We start from the raw sequence: 16080 nt of genomic DNA on the forward strand, positions 1-16080 counted from the left end.
GTGAAGAGGTATCCCGCGAGCCCGTACTCGGAGTCGTTGGCCATGGCGACCGCGGCGTCCTCGTCGTCGAAGGTGACGATGGGGGCGATCGGGCCGAAGATCTCCTCCCTGAGCGCCTGGACGCCCAGCGGCACCCCGCCGAGGACCGTCGGCGCGAAAAAGTGGCCGCCGGACTCGATGGCGCTGCCGCCGGTCAGGACGGTGGCACCGGCCGCGGAGGCGTCGGCGACCAGGGCCGCCATGTTCTTGACCGCGTTCGCGTCGATCAGCGGGCCGACCTGGCTGTCCGGGTCGAGGCCGTGGCCCACCGGCAGCCCGGCCAGCCGCTCGGCCAGCCGGCGGCCGAACTCGTCGGCGATCGAGGAGTGCACGTAGAAGCGGTTGGCGGCCGTGCACGCCTCGCCGGTGTTGCGCATCTTGGCCTGGAAAGCGCCCTCCACCGCAGCGTCGAGGTCGGCGTCGGCGAAGACCAGGAACGGGGCGTTGCCGCCGAGCTCCATGGAGGTGCGCAGCACGTTCTGCGACGCCTGGGCGAGCAGGGCGCGGCCGACCGGGGTGGAGCCGGTGAAGGAGAGCTTGCGCAGCCGGGGGTCGCGCAGCAGGTGCTCGGTGACCTGGCCGGAGCGGCTGGTGGTGAAGACGTTGACCACACCGCTCGGCGCGCCGGCCTCGCGGAGGATGTCGACCAGCGCGAGCATCGACAACGGGGTCTGCTTGGCCGGTTTGACGACGACGGTGCAGCCGGCCGCCAGGGCCGGGCCGATCTTGCGGGTGCCCATCGCCATGGGGAAGTTCCACGGTGTGACCAGCAGGCAGGGGCCGACCGGCTGCCGCATGGTCACCACCCGGGAGCCGCCGCCCGGCGCGGTCATGTACCCGCCGTCGATACGGACCGCCTCCTCGGAGAACCAGCGCAGGAACTCGGCGGCGTAGGCCACCTCCGCCTGGGACTCGGCGAACGGCTTGCCCATCTCCAGGGTCATCAGCCTGGCCAGGTCGTCCTTGCGGGCGAGGATCGTCTCGAAGGCGCGGCGGAGCACCTCGCCGCGCTCGCGGGGAGGAGTCGCCGCCCAGGACGCCTGTGCCCGCACCGCGGCGTCGAGCGCGTCCTGGGCGTCCGCCTCGGCCGCGTCGGCGGCCTCGGCGATCACCGCACCGGTGCCCGGGTCCTCGACCGCGACGGTCGAACCACTGCGGGACGGACGCCACTCGCCGTCGATGTACAGGCCCTTGGGTGTGCGGTCCGCGACCTCACGGGCGGCTGCGAGCTGGGTTCGAAGTGCGGCCATGTGTTCCTCCTCGATCTCGCCGCGACCGCGCTCGGGCGGTGACGGCAGTGGGGTGACGGCACCCACGGGGCAGTGCTAGTGCCCGGTGAGCGCCGTGGGCAGGTCTATGCCGGTGACGCTCAGCAGTTCGCTGAGCTGCCGGGCCGCCTTCATCACGGACTCGGCGACCTCCTCGATCCGCGAGTGCGTCAGCCGGTAGGTGGGTCCCCCGATCCACACCGCGTACACGGTGGTGGCGCCGACGCGGACCGGGGCCGCGACGGAGGCCGCGCCGACTTCCAGCTCGTCGTAGGCGACCGCGTAGCCGCGGGCCCGCACCTCGGCGGTGGACTCGATGAACGCGTCGAGTCCACCGAGTTGCTCGGGGGCGTTGGCCTCGAACTCGGCTCCGAACTCGGCACGGACGGTGTCCGGGTCGAGGGAGCTGAGCAGGACCTTGCCCGTGGACGTGGCCCATACCGGCTGGGTGCGCGGCACGGGTTTGAGGGTCTGCCCGATCAGTGAGGGGCCGGGCACCTGGGCGACGACCATCACGTTCGGGGCGAGCATGACGTCGAAGCCCGCGGTCTCCTTGGTCTCCTTGGCCAGTTCGCGCAGCACGTCGCGCATGTGCCCGTAGGACCCGCCGCTGTCCAGCAGGCCGCCCACGATGGACAGCAGGCCCAGGGAGACCCGGTAGCGACGCGTCACCGGGTCCAGGTTCAGCCAGCTCTCGCGCTCCAGCACGGTCAGCACCCGGTAGCAGGTGGCCTTGGGAATCCCGGACTCCCGGGCGATCTCGCTCAGCCCGACCCCGTCAGGGTGCGCCGCAACCGTGCGCAGGAGCCAGATCGTCCGCCGGACGAGCCCTGCTTCACTGGGTGCCATTGTTCCTCCGTCTGTCAGGTCGAGACCACTGCGGAATCCGACCATCCTGGCAGGGAAGGCCGGCTCGTCCGGCGTACACCGTCCGATCCCGCGTACGGCAACGGCGCCCAACTGCCCGTCGCCGAGGGTGATATCGCCATGCTGTTGCCCGCAGTTGCGCTCAGGCACTCTCCGTGTCCGTCGGACGCGGGTCCGGGGAGGGACCTGCACCTCTCGGCCCGCCGCCGCGTCGGATCACTCAGTGAACTGTTGGTTCATGCTAGAAGGCGGTTATGGGCTCGTCAACGGTTCGGCGGGGCGTGATCGCGCGGGCGCCGGCACGGGCTGAACAGGCGACCCGCCACGAGCTGAGCTACGGGCTGACCAGGGGAAGCGTCGCGCCGGCCGGTGGCCGCAGCCCGTCATGTGCCCGGGCCACCGCCTCCCGCTCGGCGCTCACCGTGCCGTACGTCGTGGTCCGCATCCGGGCCGGCCGGCCTGCCTCGGCGGCGAGCCGCTCCAGGTCGGTGACGGACTTGTGGCTGCCCTGCTGGGAGCCTGCCATCCGGCTGATGGTCTCCTCCATCAGCGTTCCGCCGATGTCGTTGACCCCGCCGCGCAGCGCGTCCAGGACGCTGCCGCGTGCCAGTTTCACCCAACTCGTCTGGATGTTGCGGATCCTGCCGTGCAGCAGGATGCGCGCCAGGGCGTGCACCGCCCGGTTCTCCAGGGCGGTCGGCCCGGAGCGGGCGATCCCGGCCAGGTAGACCGGGGAGTTGGTATGGACGAACGGCAGGAGCACGAACTCGGTGAAGCCGCCCGTCTCCTGCTGGATCCGGCCGATCAGCCGGATGTGGTCGACCCAGTGGCGCGGGGTGTCCACGTGGCCGTACATCATCGTCGCCGTTGTCGGTATGCCCAGACCGTGCGCGGTGCTGACCACCTCGATCCACTTCGCGGCGGGCAGCTTGCCCTTGGTCAGCACCCACCGCACCTCGTCGTCGAGGATCTCCGCGGCGGTGCCGGGCAGCGAGTCGACTCCCGCCTCCCGTGCGGCCTGGAGCCACTCCCGTACCGAAAGGTCCATCCTGGTCGCGCCGTTGACGACCTCCATCGGCGAGAAGGCGTGCAGGTGCAGGTCCGGCGTCCGGCGCTTGATCTCGGCGGCGATGTCGAAGTAGGCACTGCCCGGCAGGTCGGGATGGATACCGCCTTGCAGGCACACCTCGCTCGCCCCCACCTGCCACGCCTCCTCGGCCCGCACGCCGATCTGCTCCAGGGAGAGGGTGTACGCGTCGGCGTCGGTACGGCGCTGCGCGAAGGCGCAGAAACGGCAGCCGGTGTAACAGACGTTGGTGAAGTTGATGTTGCGGGTGACGACGTACGTGACCTCGTCGCCGGCCGCCTCGGCCCGCAGCCGGTCGGCGAGCGCGGCCAGTGCCTCGATCTCCGCTCCGGGCCTGGCGCCCAGCAGCGTCAGCGCGGGTTTGTCGGCCAGTCCGGCGGGATCGGCCTCGGCGGCACGCAGCGCCGCGGCGAACTCGTTTCCCAGCCGCTCCACTTGCGGGCCGGTCGGCCGGGCGGGCGCCCGCGCCGCCTGCGGTACGGCCGCCGCCACGGCCGCCCAGTTCCCGTACACCGAGTCGAAGTCCTCCCGCCGGTCCGTGGTGCGGCCCTGCGAGTCGATCGTGGTGAACAGGTCCGTCCGGCCGGTGGCGGCCAGAGGTGTCTCGGGTTCCTGCCACGGCAGGCCGGTGGGTAGCGCCCCTTCGGCTGCCAGGCCGGTTTCCGGGTCGGCGAGTGCGGCCACGTGCGGGGCGATCCGCGGGTCCAGCCACGACTCGCCGCGCTTGAGGTGTTCGGGGTAGATCGTCAGGCGCTCGCGGAGGGTGAATCCGGCGGCGGCGCTGTGTTCGGCCAGTTCCTCGACCGCCGGCCAGGGGCGCTCCGGATTGACGTGGTCGGCGGTCACCGGGGAGACCCCGCCCCAGTCGTCGATGCCGGCCCGCAGCATCAGTGCGAACTCCTCGCCCACCAGGTTCGGCGGCGCCTGGAGCCGGGCCGCCGGGCCGAGCAGCAGCCGCGCCACCGCGATGGTGGCGGCCAGTTCCTGCGGGCCGGCGTCGGGTGCGTCGCGCATCGCCGTGTCGGGCTTGGCCCGGAAGTTCTGCACGATCACCTCCTGAATGCCGCCGTAGGCCCGGGAGATCCGGCGGATCTCCAGCAGCGCGTCGATCCGCTCGGCGGGGGTCTCCCCGATGCCGATGAGGATGCCGGTGGTGAACGGCACGTTGCTGCGGCCGGCGGCCTCCAACACCCGCAGCCGCAGCGCAGGTTCCTTGTCGGGCGAGCCGTAGTGCGGTCCCCCGGGTTGCGACCACAGCCTGGTCGCCGTGGTCTCCAGCATCATCCCCATGCTCGGCGCCACCGGCCTCAGCCGCTGGAGGTCGGTCCACGACAGCACACCGGGGTTGAGGTGCGGCAGCAGGCCGGTCTCCTCCAGCACCCGGATCGCCATGGCCCGCACATAGCTCAGGGTGTCGTCGTAGCCGTGCGCGTCGAGCCACTCGCGGGCGGCGGACCAGCGCTGCTCGGGGCGGTCGCCGAGTGTGAACAGCGCTTCCTTGCAGCCGGCCGCCGCCCCCGCACGGGCGATCTCCAGCACCTCGTCGGGGCCGAGGTAGGGCGCGGGCAGGTGCCCGGGGGTGGTGGCGAAGGTGCAGTAGTGACAGCGGTCGCGGCACAGCCGGGTGAGCGGGACGAACACCTTGCGGGAGTACGTCACCACGCCGGGCCGTCCCACGGCCGCGAGTCCGGCGTCGCGTACCCGGCTTGCGGACCGGCACAGCCGGTCGAGGTCGTCGCCGCGCGCGTGCAGCAGGACCTCGGCCTCGGCCGCGTCCAGCGTCGCCGCGTCGGTGGCCCGGCGCAGCGCCCGGTTCATGGCCGAGCGGGTGGGGTGGTCGGAAAGGCGGTTCACCGCACCACGACCCTTCGTTCGTGCGCTCGCGCGTGGGTACGCGGCTGCGCTGCGGCCGGCCGGTGGGCGGCGAGCCAGCGCCGGGTGGCCGGACCGAGGGTGTCCGGGTCGAGGGACAGCAACTGGCCGACGGTGTCGACGTCCCGGCGCAGCGGCGACGCGGGTCCCACGTCCAGGCCGTGGTAGCCGGCGGCGAGGAACCGCCTGCGGGAGCCGGGGCCGAGGAACGGCCGGAAGTCCGCCGGGTCGCGCAGGGCGAGCATCGTCGTGCCGGTGCCGTCGGCGTCCGCGACCAGCGCGCGCTCGTACGGCGCGGCCTCGGCGAACGCCGCCTGGTAGTCCGCGGTGCGCGCTCCCGCCAGGTCCGCCATGACCACGGCGAGGCCGGTGCCGGGGGCGGCGCCGGTGCCGGTCATCGCGAGGGCGTCCGCGACCTCGCCGTTGAGGTCGTGGGCGTGCCGTGATCCGGCGGTCACGGCCCCCGAGGCGAGGGCGACGGCCGTCGCCTCGGGGTCGGTGGCCACCACGACGACCGACTGGACGGCGGGCACGTCCCGCAGCCGGCGCACCACGTCGGTCAGCATGGCGCCGGCCAGGGTGCGCCTGCCGGCCGGACTCAGCTCCACGCACCGGGTCTTGGCCCGAGCCAGGGGTTTCGCCGGCACCAGCGCGATCCATCGCGTGGTCATGGCGCGCTCGGCCCCATCGCGGTGAGCCGGTCGTACAGCTCGGGGCGACGGTCGCGCAGGAAGGGCCGGTTGCGCCGGGTCGCCGCCACGCGCGCCAGGTCCACCTCGGCGACGGCGATGTCGTCGCGCTCGTCGGCGGTCTCGGCGAGGATGTCGCCGTCCGGGCCGTAGATCGCGCTGAGCCCGAAGTACTCCTTGACGCCTTCCTTGCCGACGCGGTTGGAGCAGATGACGAACATCCCGTTGAAGACGGCGTGGGCGCGCAGTTCGAGCTGGAACACCTCGCGCATCGGCACGCTCGCCGACGCCACGGGCACGCAGAGCACCGAGCCGCCGCGCAGGGCGACGATCCGGCTCAGCTCGGGGAAGTGCCGCTCGTAGCAGATGATCGTGCCGACGCCGGTCTCGCCGGTGTCCACCACCTCGGGTTCCTGGCCGCCCGGGCGGAAGTAGTACTTCTCCGGAAAGCCGTTGGAGTAGGGCAGATGGGACTTGCGGTAGACCGACTTCAGCTCGCCGCGGACGTAGGTGCAGGCGGTGTTGTAGTAGACGCCCGGCACGTCCCCCTCCTCGAAGACGGAGGAGACCACGGTGATCCCGGCCCGGCGGGAGCGTTCGGCCGCCATCGAGTTCGACGGCCCGTCCAGCCGCTCGGCGAGCCGGAAGTACTCGGGGTCGGGGTCGGGCTGGACGAACGGCACGGCGAACAGTTCGGGCAGCAGGACGATCCCGGCGCCCTGGTCTGCGGCGGCGTCCACCAGGTCGCCGGCCCGTTCGATGGTCTCGGTCCGGTCATCGGTGGCCCGGAGCTGGACTGCGGCGAGCTTCATGCCAGCACCTCCTTCACGGCAGCAGGGGTCAGGCCGGTCAGGGCGACGCCGGACCTGGTCTTGTAACGCTTGTTGACGGAGATCAGAACCGCGGTGAGCGGTTCGAGCTGGGCGGCGAGCCGCAGCCGGCCGGCGTCCACCGCACGGCCGCCGGTGACATCGGCCGCCAGTGCCAGCACCCGGGCCTTGGCCCGCACGTCGTCCCCGCAGACGAGGACGTCCTCGTGGCTGAGATCGGCCTCGGGGTCGAGCAGCAGCGGGGCGGCCAGGTGGTGGAACGCGCCGGTCACCGTCGCGGACGGAACGATCGCGGCGGCCTCTTCGGCGGCGCTCCCGGCCGGCACGGACAGGCCGTACGGGCCCGCCTTGTCGAAGCCCAGCGGGTTGACGCAGGAGATCACCAGCGTGCCGGCGAGGGCGTCGGCGAGCGAGGCGACCAGTTCGGCGTGGCCCTGGTACGGGACGGCGAGCAGCACGATCCCGGCATCCCGGGCGGCGTCCTCGTTGGAGGCGCCGGTGATCGGCGCGGCGACGCCCGGCAGCGCGCGCAGCTCGTCGGCCGCGTCGGCCGCGCGCTGTGCGTCGCGCGAGCCCAGCACCACGCGGTGGCCGGCGCGGGCGAGCCGGTAGGCCAGGCCCTTGCCCTGGGGGCCGGTGCCGCCGACGACGGCGATCCCGGTACGTGAGGTGTCGTCCATCGCCCTCAGTCCTTCGCGGCCTGGGCCAGCCGGGTCAGGGTCTGTTCCTTGTCGCCCAGGGTGGAGATGATCGGGCAGCGCACCCCGGCCTCGTGGTACTCCATCAGCTTGCTGAACACCTGGTCGGTGCTGCCGCACGCGGTGACCTTCTGCACCAGGCTGTTGGGGACCAGCGGCATGGCCTTCTTGATCGCCTCGGGCGTGGCCGGCCAGCCGGCGATCTCCTGGATGCGGTCGACGAGTTCGCGCTCCACGCCGCAGTGCTCGGCGATGTGCGGCTGCTGCGCCAGGTAGAGGGTCAGGAACGCCTTGCAGGCGTCGATCGCCTCCTGGGGGTCCGCGTCGTTGACGCTGCACGACACGATCTGGGTGAGGTCGATCCCGGCCTTGCCGTCGGTCCGCTTGGCGACGCCCCGGTTGATCGCCTCCTTCGCGCCCACCATGTAGGAGGGCGGGAGGAGGAAGTCCATGTGCACGCCGTCGCTGATCTCCCCGGCCAGTTCCAGCATCTTCGGGCCGACCGCGCCGATGTAGATGGGGATGTCGACCGGCTTGTTCTCCCGGTACATGCTGTCGAAGCGGACGTCGCGCATCTGCACGAACTCGCCCTCGAAGGAGACGACCTCGTTGCGGAAGAAGCTCTGCAGCACCGTGATGTACTCGCGCATCGAGCTGATCGGCTTCTTCAGCGGCTGGCCGACCTTGGTGGCCAGCGGCTCCCACCAGGCGCCGATGCCCAGGATCGCGCGGCCGGGGGCGACCTCGTCCAGGGTCTTGAAGGTGACCGCCATCAAGGCCGCGTTCCGGCTCTTGTTGTTGACGACGCCGGTGCCGATCTTCACGTTGCGGGTCCTGCTGGCGATGATGGCGGCCGGCACGATGCCGTCGCGCGCCAGCCTGCCCTCGGCGACCCACACGGACTCGAAGCCGCTGCGGTCGGCCAGTTCGGCCTGCCAGTAGGTGCTTTCCAGGCTCAGTCGTTCGCCCACGTGGATGCCCAGGGGAAGTCTCATCGAGTCACCGCTCCGTTCTTGCGTTGCGTGACGTGACGCGCCCGCGGTGCCGCAGCGCGGGCCCGCGTCGGTGGTGTCACGTGTCAGGGTTGATGCTCTCCGGCCGGCCGCGACCGGCTGGAGGGGCCGGCCCCGGGCCCGACGGCCCGGGGCGGTGAGTTGTCAGCGCTCGGCAGTCGAGCGCAGGTGTCCGTGCACGTTCAGTGCAGGTGCGGCTTGCCCCGGGTGAGGAAGCGCCCCCGGCCCGCCGCTGCGTCGAGGCCACCGCCTGGGCCGCCGTCGGGGCCGACGAGTTGCTCGCCCCGGGAGAAGACGCGTACCGGGCGGCCGGTGACCCGCATGCCCTCGTACAGGTTGTAGTCCGTGCGCATGTGGCTGCCGGCCGCGGTGATCACGTGCTCGGCCGCCGGGTCCCACACCAACAGGTCGGCGTCGGCGCCCACGGCCACCGCGCCCTTGTGCGGGAACATGCCGAACAGCTTGGCCGGGCGGGTGGCGACCAGGTCCACGAACCGGCACGGGTCGAACCGGCCGCTCGCCACCCCGGTCTCCCACAGCACCATCAGCCGGTCCTCGATGCCGGGGACGCCGTTGGGCACCTTCGGGAAGTAGCCGGGGCTGCGCAGTTTCTGCGGCGGCAGGTCCTCGGGCTGGTGCATGCAGAAGCCGGCGTGGTCGGTGGCCACCGTGGACATCGCCCCGGTGACCAGGGACTTCCACAGCCCCTCCTGGTTGCCGCGCTCCCGGATGGGCGGGGAGCAGAGGTAGGCCGCGGCCTTCTCCCCCAGCTCGGCGTAGTCCTCGTAGGCGACCGCGAGGTACTGCGGGCAGGTCTCGCCCCACACCCTTGCCCCGGCGGCGCGGGCCCGGCTGATCTCGTCGGCCGCGGCGGAGCTGGAGACGTGGACCACGTACAGCGGTGCGCCGACCGACTCGGCGAGGACCACGGCGCGGTGCACCGCCTCCGCCTCGGAGTCGTGGCCGTGGGCGGACGCGTGGAAGATCTCGGCCGTCCGGCCGTCGGCCAGCAGCCGCTGGGTCTCCCGTACGATCATGTGGCCGTTCTCGGCGTGCACCATCGGCAGTACGCCGTATTCCAGGGCCAGTTCGAAGCCCTCCAGGAGTTCCCCGTCGTCGACCATCTGGGTCCCGGGGTAGGCCATGAAGAACTTCCAGCTCGTCGCCCCCTCCTGCGCGAGCCGCCGCAGGTCGTCCAGGACATCGGGCTGCTGCGCCCGGGGCGGGACGATCGCGTGCAGCCCGAAGTCGACCACCGACTTGGCCGCGGCGACGTCGCGCCGGGACAGATAGGTGTCGAACAGGCTGCGGTCCGGCTCCTTCTTCACGAAGTCCAGGACCGTGGTGGTGCCGCCGTGGGCGGCGGCCACCGTGCCGGTGAGGAAGTCGTCGGCGGTGTGGGTGGTGAAGCCGTCGACGGGATATTCGAGATGGGTGTGGGCGTCGATGCCGCCGGGCATCACGAGCATGCCGTCCGCGTCGACGACCCGGTCCGCCGTCCAGTCGTCCGTCCGGACACCGAGAGCGGCGATCACGCCGTCCTTGATCAGTACGTCGGCCCGGACAGCCGCGTCGGCGTTGACGACCGTGCCGCCCCTGATCAGCGTCGATCCCATGGTGCTGTTCCTTTCCGATGGTGCGTCGGCGCCCCCGCTCCCGCCGCCCCTCACCCTACGTAGTGTTCATCGGCAAGGCTCAGGACGTCGTCCAGCACGCTGAGCGCCAGGTCGATCTCGGAGTCCTTGATGACGAGCGGCGGGGTCAGCCGGAGCACGTTGAAGTTGGCCGTCAGATACATGCCCTTGGCCATGGCCGCCTTGAGGATGCGGCCGACCGGCGCCGCGGCCGGGCCCTTGGCGTTGAACGGCACCAGCGGCTCGCGGGTCTCCCGGTTCGTGACCAGTTCGACGCCGTAGAACAGGCCGCGGCCGCGGACCTCGCCGATGCTGGGGTGGCTCTCGGCGAGCTTGGCGAGGCCGTCGCCGAGGCGCCGGCCCATGGCCCGGGCGTTCTCGACGATGTTCTCCTCCTGCATGATGCGCAGCGAGGCGACGCCGGAGGCGCAGGCCAGCGGGTGGCCGGCGTAGGTGAGTCCGCCCCAGAACATGTTGTCCTTGAGCCACTCGGAGATCTGCGTGGAGACGGTCATCGCGCCGAGCGGCACGTAGCCGGAGTTGAGGCCCTTGGCGGTGGTCAGGATGTCGGGGGTGACGTCCCAGTGGTTGCAGGCGAACCACTCGCCGGTCCGGCCGAAGCCGGCCATGACCTCGTCGAAGATCAGCATGATGCCGTGCCGGTCGCAGACCTCGCGCAGCGAGCGCAGGTAGCCGTCCGGCGGGTAGAGCAGGCCGTTGGTGCCGGTGACCGTCTCGACGATCACGGCGGCGACGGTGTTCGGGTTCTCGTACTGGAGGATCTCCTCCAGGTGCGGGCCGCCGGTGCACACCGGGCAGGGGTCCGGGTGCCCGGCCGGGCAGCGGTAGGTGTACGGGTCGAGCATCCGCACCACGCCGGGCATGCCGCCGGGCTCGGCGGACCAGCGCCGGGGGTCCCCGGTCAGGGACATCGCGCCGTTGGTGGCTCCGTGGTACGACCGGTAGCGGGCGATCACCTTGTGGCGTCCGGTGACATGCCGGGCGAGCCGGATCGCGTTCTCGTTGGCCGCCGCGCCGCCGGTGGTGAAGAAGCTCATCTTCAGGTCGCCGGGGGTGAGTTCGGCCAGCATCTCGGCCAGCTCGGCGCGCGAGCGCTCGGCGAAGCCGGGGCCGATGTAGCAGAGCTGGTCGGCCTGCGCGCGGATCGCCTCGACGAGCTTGGGGTGCTGGTGGCCCAGGTTGAGGTTGACCAGTTGGGACTGGAAGTCCAGGTACTTGCGGCCGTCGTAGTCCCAGAACCAGGAGCCGGAGCCACCGGCCACGGGGATGGGGTCCAGCGCTCCTTGGACCGACCAGGAGTGGATGACGTAGTCCTTGTCGGCCGCCTTGACGCGCTGCGCGGTCCACGGATCGGTGCCGGTGATGCTCAATGAACTGCCTTCCTCGTCGTTCATCGCTGCTGGGGGCCGCGCCGGCTACTGGTTCTTGGTCTCGGCGCCGAAGGCGGCGAGCCGGGCGAGGGGGCGGCCGGAGTTCGCGGCGACGCACACGACGAAGATCTCCCGCGGCCGCGGCACGTCCTCGACCTGGAGCGTCACCGTCTGGTGGTGCGAGCGGGTCTTGGCGTCCAGCTTGTGCTTGAGCGGGATGTCGATCGGGCTGCCCGGCAGGCCGACCTTCTCGGCCGCGGGAAGCAGTTCGGTGCCCCCGGCGGCGTTCCGGAAGACGTTGCCGAAGCGCAGGTTGTGGATGAGCGCCGAGCCGTGCTCGACCTCGCCGTCGATGCCGACCAGCGCCGCCTTGCCGAACGCCTCGACCTCTTCGCCCAGCAGTTCCACGCAGGCCGGGCCGACCAGCTCGCCGATCTCCTGCCCGATCTCGTCGGCGAGCGTGACCAGGTCCTGCACGTACCCGCTCGGGTACGGGTTCTCCATCACCGCGCCGACGAACGCGACCCTGTGCACCGGGTCGACGGCCTGGCCGTTCTCCAGCCTCGTCTCGTCGAGGCGCTTGACGATCTTACGGACCCGAATGCTCACGGCTTTCCTCCAGGACATCCACGGCGGTTCGCTTAGTGAACCGTCGGTTCATATCCTCGCCATGGCCCATGAAGGTGTCAAGGGGTCGATTCACAGGAAACGGTGAGCGGGCGCGCCGGGTACAGGACGTCGCGCGCGCCGGGTTCGGGTCGCAGCGGCGATCCGCGCCTGCCGATCGCCGGCGTGGTTGCTCGGGCGGAGAGCGGCCAAGGCCGGTCCGGTGCCGCGCAGTTGGGGGTACGGACCGGGTGCTGACCTGACCGGGATATCGCGCTCCGCGGCGCCGGTCAGAGGGGCGAGCAGCCGCTACGGGGCCGCGCCGGGCACGGCGGCCTCACGCCGGTCCGCGACCGCGCCGCCGCCTGCCGCGTTGGCGCCTCGGCTCGTCGGCGCCCTGCCGCGTTGTCATCCGAGGCGACGTGATGAGGGTCTTCGCCCAGGCACGCGACATTGCCGTGGACGGTCTTACGGCCGCGCGCGGGGCGATCAGCCCCGGCGGCCGTGGGGAGGCGGCGTGGCTGCCCCCGCGCGGCGCGATCAGCCTCCGCCGGGCCGCACCACGTCCGCCGCCACCCGCAACTCCTCCAGCACCGGGCGGATCAGCGGATGTTCCTCGGCGCCGCGCCGTACCGCCGCGAACACCCGCCGCGTGGCGGGGCTGCCGGCGACCGGCCGGATCACCACGTCCGGCAGGTGCACCCCGCGCAGTGCGGATCGCGGCACCAGCGCGACGCCCGCACCCACGCCCACCAGCGCGGCGACCGCCCTGAAGTCGTCGGACGAGTGCGCCACCCGGGGCTGGAAGCCCGCCAGTTCGCAGGCGAGCGTGACCACGTCGTGGCAGGGGTTGCCCGGGTAGGGGCTGATCCAGTACTCGTCGGCGAGGTCCTCGACCCGTACCCGCTCGCAGTCGTCCAGGCGGTGCCCGCGCGGCAGCACCGCGTCGAAGGGCTCCGCGTACAGGGCTACCCGGGACAGCCGCTGGTCGTCGTCGCGCGGCGCCCCGCGGTACTCGACCGCGACCGCCACATCCGCGTGCCCGTCCAGCACCATGGCCAGGCTCTCGTCCCCCTCGGCGTCCCGCACCCGCACCCGGATGCCGGGGGACGACAGCGTCAGCGCGGCCATCGCCCGGGCCAGCACGGTGGTGATGCCCGTGGCGAAGGACACCACGGTCACGGTGCCGGCCGCTCCGCCCGCGTAGGCGGCGAGCTCGGCCTCGGCCCGCTCCAGCTGGGCCAGCACGGTGCTGCTGTGTGTGACCAGGATCTCCCCGGCCGCGGTCAGCCGGACCCCGCGCCCGTCGCGCACCAGCAACTGGTGACCGACCTCGGCCTCCAGTGCCGCGAGCTGTTGCGAGACCGCCGAGGGGGTCAGATACAGCGCGGCGGCCGCGGCGGTCACCGTACGGTGGTCCGCCACGGCCCGCAGGGTTCGCAGCCGGCGCGTGTCGATCACCTGGTCATCCTGCCAGGGACTCCCGGGCAGCCACGAACGCGGCGACGGCCCGCTCGACGTCCTCGGTGGAGTGGCTCGCCGACAGCTGCACCCTGATCCGGGCCTTGCCGTGCGGCACCACCGGGTAGGAGAAGCCGATCGCGTAGACGGCGTGCTCCAGCAGCAGGTCGGCCAGCCGGCCGGCCTGTTCGGCATCGCCGATCATCACCGGGACGATCGGGTGGTCGCCCGGCGCGAGCTCGAAGCCCTCCTGGGTCATCCGCTCCCGGAACAGCGCGGTGTTCTCCTGGAGCCGGGCCCGCAGCAGCGGTCCCGGGCCCGCCGCGGAGTCGTCCTCCAGCAGGTCGAGCACCTTCAGGGAGGCGGCCGCGATCACCGGGGCGAGCGAGTTGGAGAACAGGTACGGGCGGGAGCGCTGGCGCAGCAGTGCCACGATCTCGGCGCGGGCGGCGACGTAGCCGCCGGAGGCGCCGCCGAGCGCCTTGCCGAGGGTGCCGGTGAGGATGTCGATCCGGTCCATCACGCCGTGCAGTTCGTGGGTGCCGCGGCCACCGGGGCCGACGAAGCCGACCGCGTGCGAGTCGTCCACCATGACCATCGCCCCGTAGCGGTCGGCCAGGTCGCAGATCTCGTCCAGCGGGGCGACGAAGCCGTCCATGGAGAACACACCGTCGGTGACGATCAGCTTGCGGCGCGCGTCGCCGGCCTCCTTGAGCCGCTGCTCCAGCTCGGCCATGTCCCGGTTGGCGTAGCGCAGCCGGCGGGCCTTGGACAGCCGGATGCCGTCGATGATGCTGGCGTGGTTGAGCGCGTCGGAGATCACCGCGTCCCGCTCGTCCAGCAGCGTCTCGAAGACGCCGCCGTTGGCGTCGAAGCAGGAGCTGTAGAGGATCGTGTCCTCCGTGCCGAGGAACGCCGACAGCCGGGCCTCCAACTCCTTGTGCACTTCCTGGGTGCCGCAGATGAAGCGCACCGAGGCCATGCCGTAGCCCCACCGGTCCAGCGCGTCCTTCGCCGCGGCCACCACCTCGGGGTGGTCGGCCAGGCCCAGGTAGTTGTTGGCGCAGAAGTTCAGCACCTCGCCGGGGCGGCCGCCCGCGGTGACCTCGACCGTGGCGCTCTGCGGTGTGCCGATGACGCGCTCGGGCTTGTGCAGACCGGCGGTGCGGATCTCGTCGAGGGTGGCGCGCAGGTCCGTGCGGACGGAGTCGAGCATCGGGAGGGTCTCCTTGGGGCGAGGACGGGTTCGGGTGCGGATGCGGTGCGGGGCCGGGCCCGGCGGTCGGATGATCAGACGGTCGGTGCGGTCGGACACCGTACGGTCGGGGGGCTCAGGCGGTCCAGTCGAGGATGACCTTGCCGCAGCGACCGCCGGCCGCCTCGTCGAACGCCTCGTCGAAGTCCTGGTAGGAGTAGCGGCCGGTGATCACCGGGCTGAGGTCGAGACCGCCTTCGAGCAGCACCGACATGGCGTACCAGGTCTCGTACATCTCCCGCCCGTAGATCCCCTTGAGCGTGATCATCGACGTGACGATCCGGGCGAAGTCGACCGCGAACTCCTCGGCCGGCAGCCCGAGCAGGGCGATCTTGCCGCCGTGTGTCATGTTCGCCACCATGGTGCGCAGAGCTTCGGGGCGGCCGGACATCTCCAGGCCGACGTCGAAGCCCTCGCGCAGCCCCAGCGCGCGCTGGCCCTCCTCGACCGTGGACGTGCGCACGTCCACCGCGAGGCTCACCCCGACCCGTTCCGCCAGCTCCAGCCGGAACGGGCTGACGTCGGTGATCATCACGTTGCGGGCACCCGCGTGCCGGGCGACCGCCGCTGCCATGATCCCGATCGGGCCGGCCCCGGTGATCAGCACGTCCTCGCCGACGAGCGGGAAGGACAGCGCGGTGTGCACGGCGTTGCCGAACGGGTCGAAGATCGCGGCGACGTCCGGGTCCACCGGCACCCGGTGCACCCACACGTTCGCCGCCGGCAGCGTCACGTACTCGGCGAACGCGCCGTCCCGGCCGATGCCCAGGCCGACGGTGCTGCGGCACAGGTGCCGGCGTCCGGCCAGGCAGTTGCGGCAGGTGCCGCAGACCAGGTGCCCCTCGCCGCTGACCCGGTCGCCCGGGGATATGCCGGTGACGCCCGGTGCCACATCGACGACGTCGCCGACGAACTCGTGGCCCAGCACCAGCGGGGTGCGCACCGCCTGCTGCGCCCACCCGTCGTACGCCCTGATGTGCAGGTCGGTGCCGCAGATGCCGGTGCGCAGCACCTTGATCAGGACCTCGCCGGGGCCGAGGACGGGCTCGGGCACGTCCATGAGCCACAGGCCGGGCTCCGCCTTCGCTTTCACAAGTGCCTTCACCGGCGGACTCTCCTGAACGTGGGTGGGATCACCGCGACGCGACCGCCGTGGTGATCCCACCTTTCCGCCCCTTGCCGCACCGGGTCCATCGAGGGTTTCTTAACCCCTACCCAAGCTGGGCTTCATGATCGCGCCGGGCCGGGCGGGCGTGGCGGCGGGCAGACGGCTCAGGAGGTCGGGGGCGGAGTCCGCGCGGGTGGGTACGGGACGTAGGGCACGTGGCGGTGGCGCAGGGCCGCGTTCGGGCTCGCGGTGAGTTCGGTGC

At 72.0% G+C, this 16080-nt stretch carries 13 protein-coding genes; all 13 read right to left on the reverse strand.

The window, feature by feature from the left end; translation table 11 throughout:
* On the reverse strand, positions 1–1289 hold a 1289-nt coding region (locus AC13HU_RS12880), incomplete at its 3' end, for an NAD-dependent succinate-semialdehyde dehydrogenase (protein WP_483041962.1).
* 75 nt (positions 1290–1364) lie between these two features.
* Positions 1365–2156 carry an IclR family transcriptional regulator gene (locus AC13HU_RS12885; RefSeq protein WP_483041963.1) on the reverse strand — a complete coding sequence of 264 codons (792 nt, stop codon included), beginning with the start codon at positions 2154–2156 and terminating at the stop codon, positions 1365–1367.
* Positions 2157–2508: 352 nt separating this feature from the next.
* A complete protein-coding gene (locus AC13HU_RS12890; RefSeq protein WP_483041964.1) occupies positions 2509–5115 on the reverse strand; it encodes a bifunctional FO biosynthesis protein CofGH in 2607 nt (868 codons plus the stop codon).
* Positions 5112–5804, reverse strand: coding sequence for a CofC family guanylyltransferase (locus AC13HU_RS12895; RefSeq protein ID WP_483041965.1), 693 nt, complete (start codon positions 5802–5804; stop codon positions 5112–5114). The genes AC13HU_RS12890 and AC13HU_RS12895 overlap by 4 nt, the downstream gene beginning before the upstream one ends.
* Positions 5801–6634 (reverse strand): carbon-nitrogen hydrolase family protein, encoded by an 834-nt coding sequence (locus AC13HU_RS12900; RefSeq protein WP_483041966.1) that lies wholly within the window; start codon positions 6632–6634, stop codon positions 5801–5803. Before AC13HU_RS12900 ends, AC13HU_RS12895 begins: the two co-directional genes overlap by 4 nt.
* On the reverse strand, positions 6631–7332 hold the full coding sequence (gene npdG / locus AC13HU_RS12905) for an NADPH-dependent F420 reductase (RefSeq protein WP_483041967.1): 702 nt from the start codon (positions 7330–7332) through the stop codon (positions 6631–6633). The genes AC13HU_RS12900 and npdG overlap by 4 nt, the downstream gene beginning before the upstream one ends.
* A 5-nt stretch (positions 7333–7337) precedes the next feature.
* On the reverse strand, positions 7338–8345 hold the full coding sequence (locus AC13HU_RS12910; protein ID WP_483041968.1) for an LLM class flavin-dependent oxidoreductase: 1008 nt from the start codon (positions 8343–8345) through the stop codon (positions 7338–7340).
* A gap of 200 nt (positions 8346–8545) precedes the next feature.
* Complete coding sequence (gene hydA / locus AC13HU_RS12915; RefSeq protein ID WP_483041969.1) at positions 8546–9979, reverse strand: dihydropyrimidinase; 1434 nt, start codon at positions 9977–9979, stop codon at positions 8546–8548.
* 50 nt (positions 9980–10029) lie between these two features.
* Positions 10030–11412: an aminotransferase class III-fold pyridoxal phosphate-dependent enzyme gene (locus AC13HU_RS12920; RefSeq protein WP_483041970.1), complete on the reverse strand. Its 1383-nt coding sequence runs from the start codon at positions 11410–11412 to the stop codon at positions 10030–10032.
* A 21-nt stretch (positions 11413–11433) separates the two neighbouring features.
* Complete coding sequence (locus AC13HU_RS12925; RefSeq protein WP_483041971.1) at positions 11434–11997, reverse strand: amino acid synthesis family protein; 564 nt, start codon at positions 11995–11997, stop codon at positions 11434–11436.
* Between the two features lie 537 nt (positions 11998–12534).
* On the reverse strand, positions 12535–13455 hold the full coding sequence (locus tag AC13HU_RS12930; protein ID WP_483041972.1) for a LysR family transcriptional regulator: 921 nt from the start codon (positions 13453–13455) through the stop codon (positions 12535–12537).
* Between the two features lie 4 nt (positions 13456–13459).
* Complete coding sequence (locus AC13HU_RS12935) at positions 13460–14671, reverse strand: glycine C-acetyltransferase (protein ID WP_483041973.1); 1212 nt, start codon at positions 14669–14671, stop codon at positions 13460–13462.
* Between the two features lie 115 nt (positions 14672–14786).
* On the reverse strand, positions 14787–15815 hold the full coding sequence (tdh, locus tag AC13HU_RS12940) for an L-threonine 3-dehydrogenase (RefSeq protein WP_483041974.1): 1029 nt from the start codon (positions 15813–15815) through the stop codon (positions 14787–14789).
* Between the last annotated feature and the right edge of the window lie 265 nt (positions 15816–16080).

It is taken from the genome of Streptomyces sp. NH27 (assembly GCF_056859195.1).

Excerpts from the sequence above, each read along its gene's own strand:
- AC13HU_RS12885 (WP_483041963.1), bottom strand. The coding sequence starts at position 2,156 with ATGGCACCCAGTGAAGCAGGGCTCGTCCGGCGGACGATCTGGCTCCTG.
- AC13HU_RS12895 (WP_483041965.1), bottom strand. The coding sequence starts at position 5,804 with ATGACCACGCGATGGATCGCGCTGGTGCCGGCGAAACCCCTGGCTCGG.
- AC13HU_RS12900 (WP_483041966.1), bottom strand. The coding sequence starts at position 6,634 with ATGAAGCTCGCCGCAGTCCAGCTCCGGGCCACCGATGACCGGACCGAG.
- npdG (WP_483041967.1), bottom strand. The coding sequence starts at position 7,332 with ATGGACGACACCTCACGTACCGGGATCGCCGTCGTCGGCGGCACCGGC.
- AC13HU_RS12910 (WP_483041968.1), bottom strand. The coding sequence starts at position 8,345 with ATGAGACTTCCCCTGGGCATCCACGTGGGCGAACGACTGAGCCTGGAA.
- hydA (WP_483041969.1), bottom strand. The coding sequence starts at position 9,979 with ATGGGATCGACGCTGATCAGGGGCGGCACGGTCGTCAACGCCGACGCG.
- AC13HU_RS12920 (WP_483041970.1), bottom strand. The coding sequence starts at position 11,412 with ATGAACGACGAGGAAGGCAGTTCATTGAGCATCACCGGCACCGATCCG.
- AC13HU_RS12935 (WP_483041973.1), bottom strand. The coding sequence starts at position 14,671 with ATGCTCGACTCCGTCCGCACGGACCTGCGCGCCACCCTCGACGAGATC.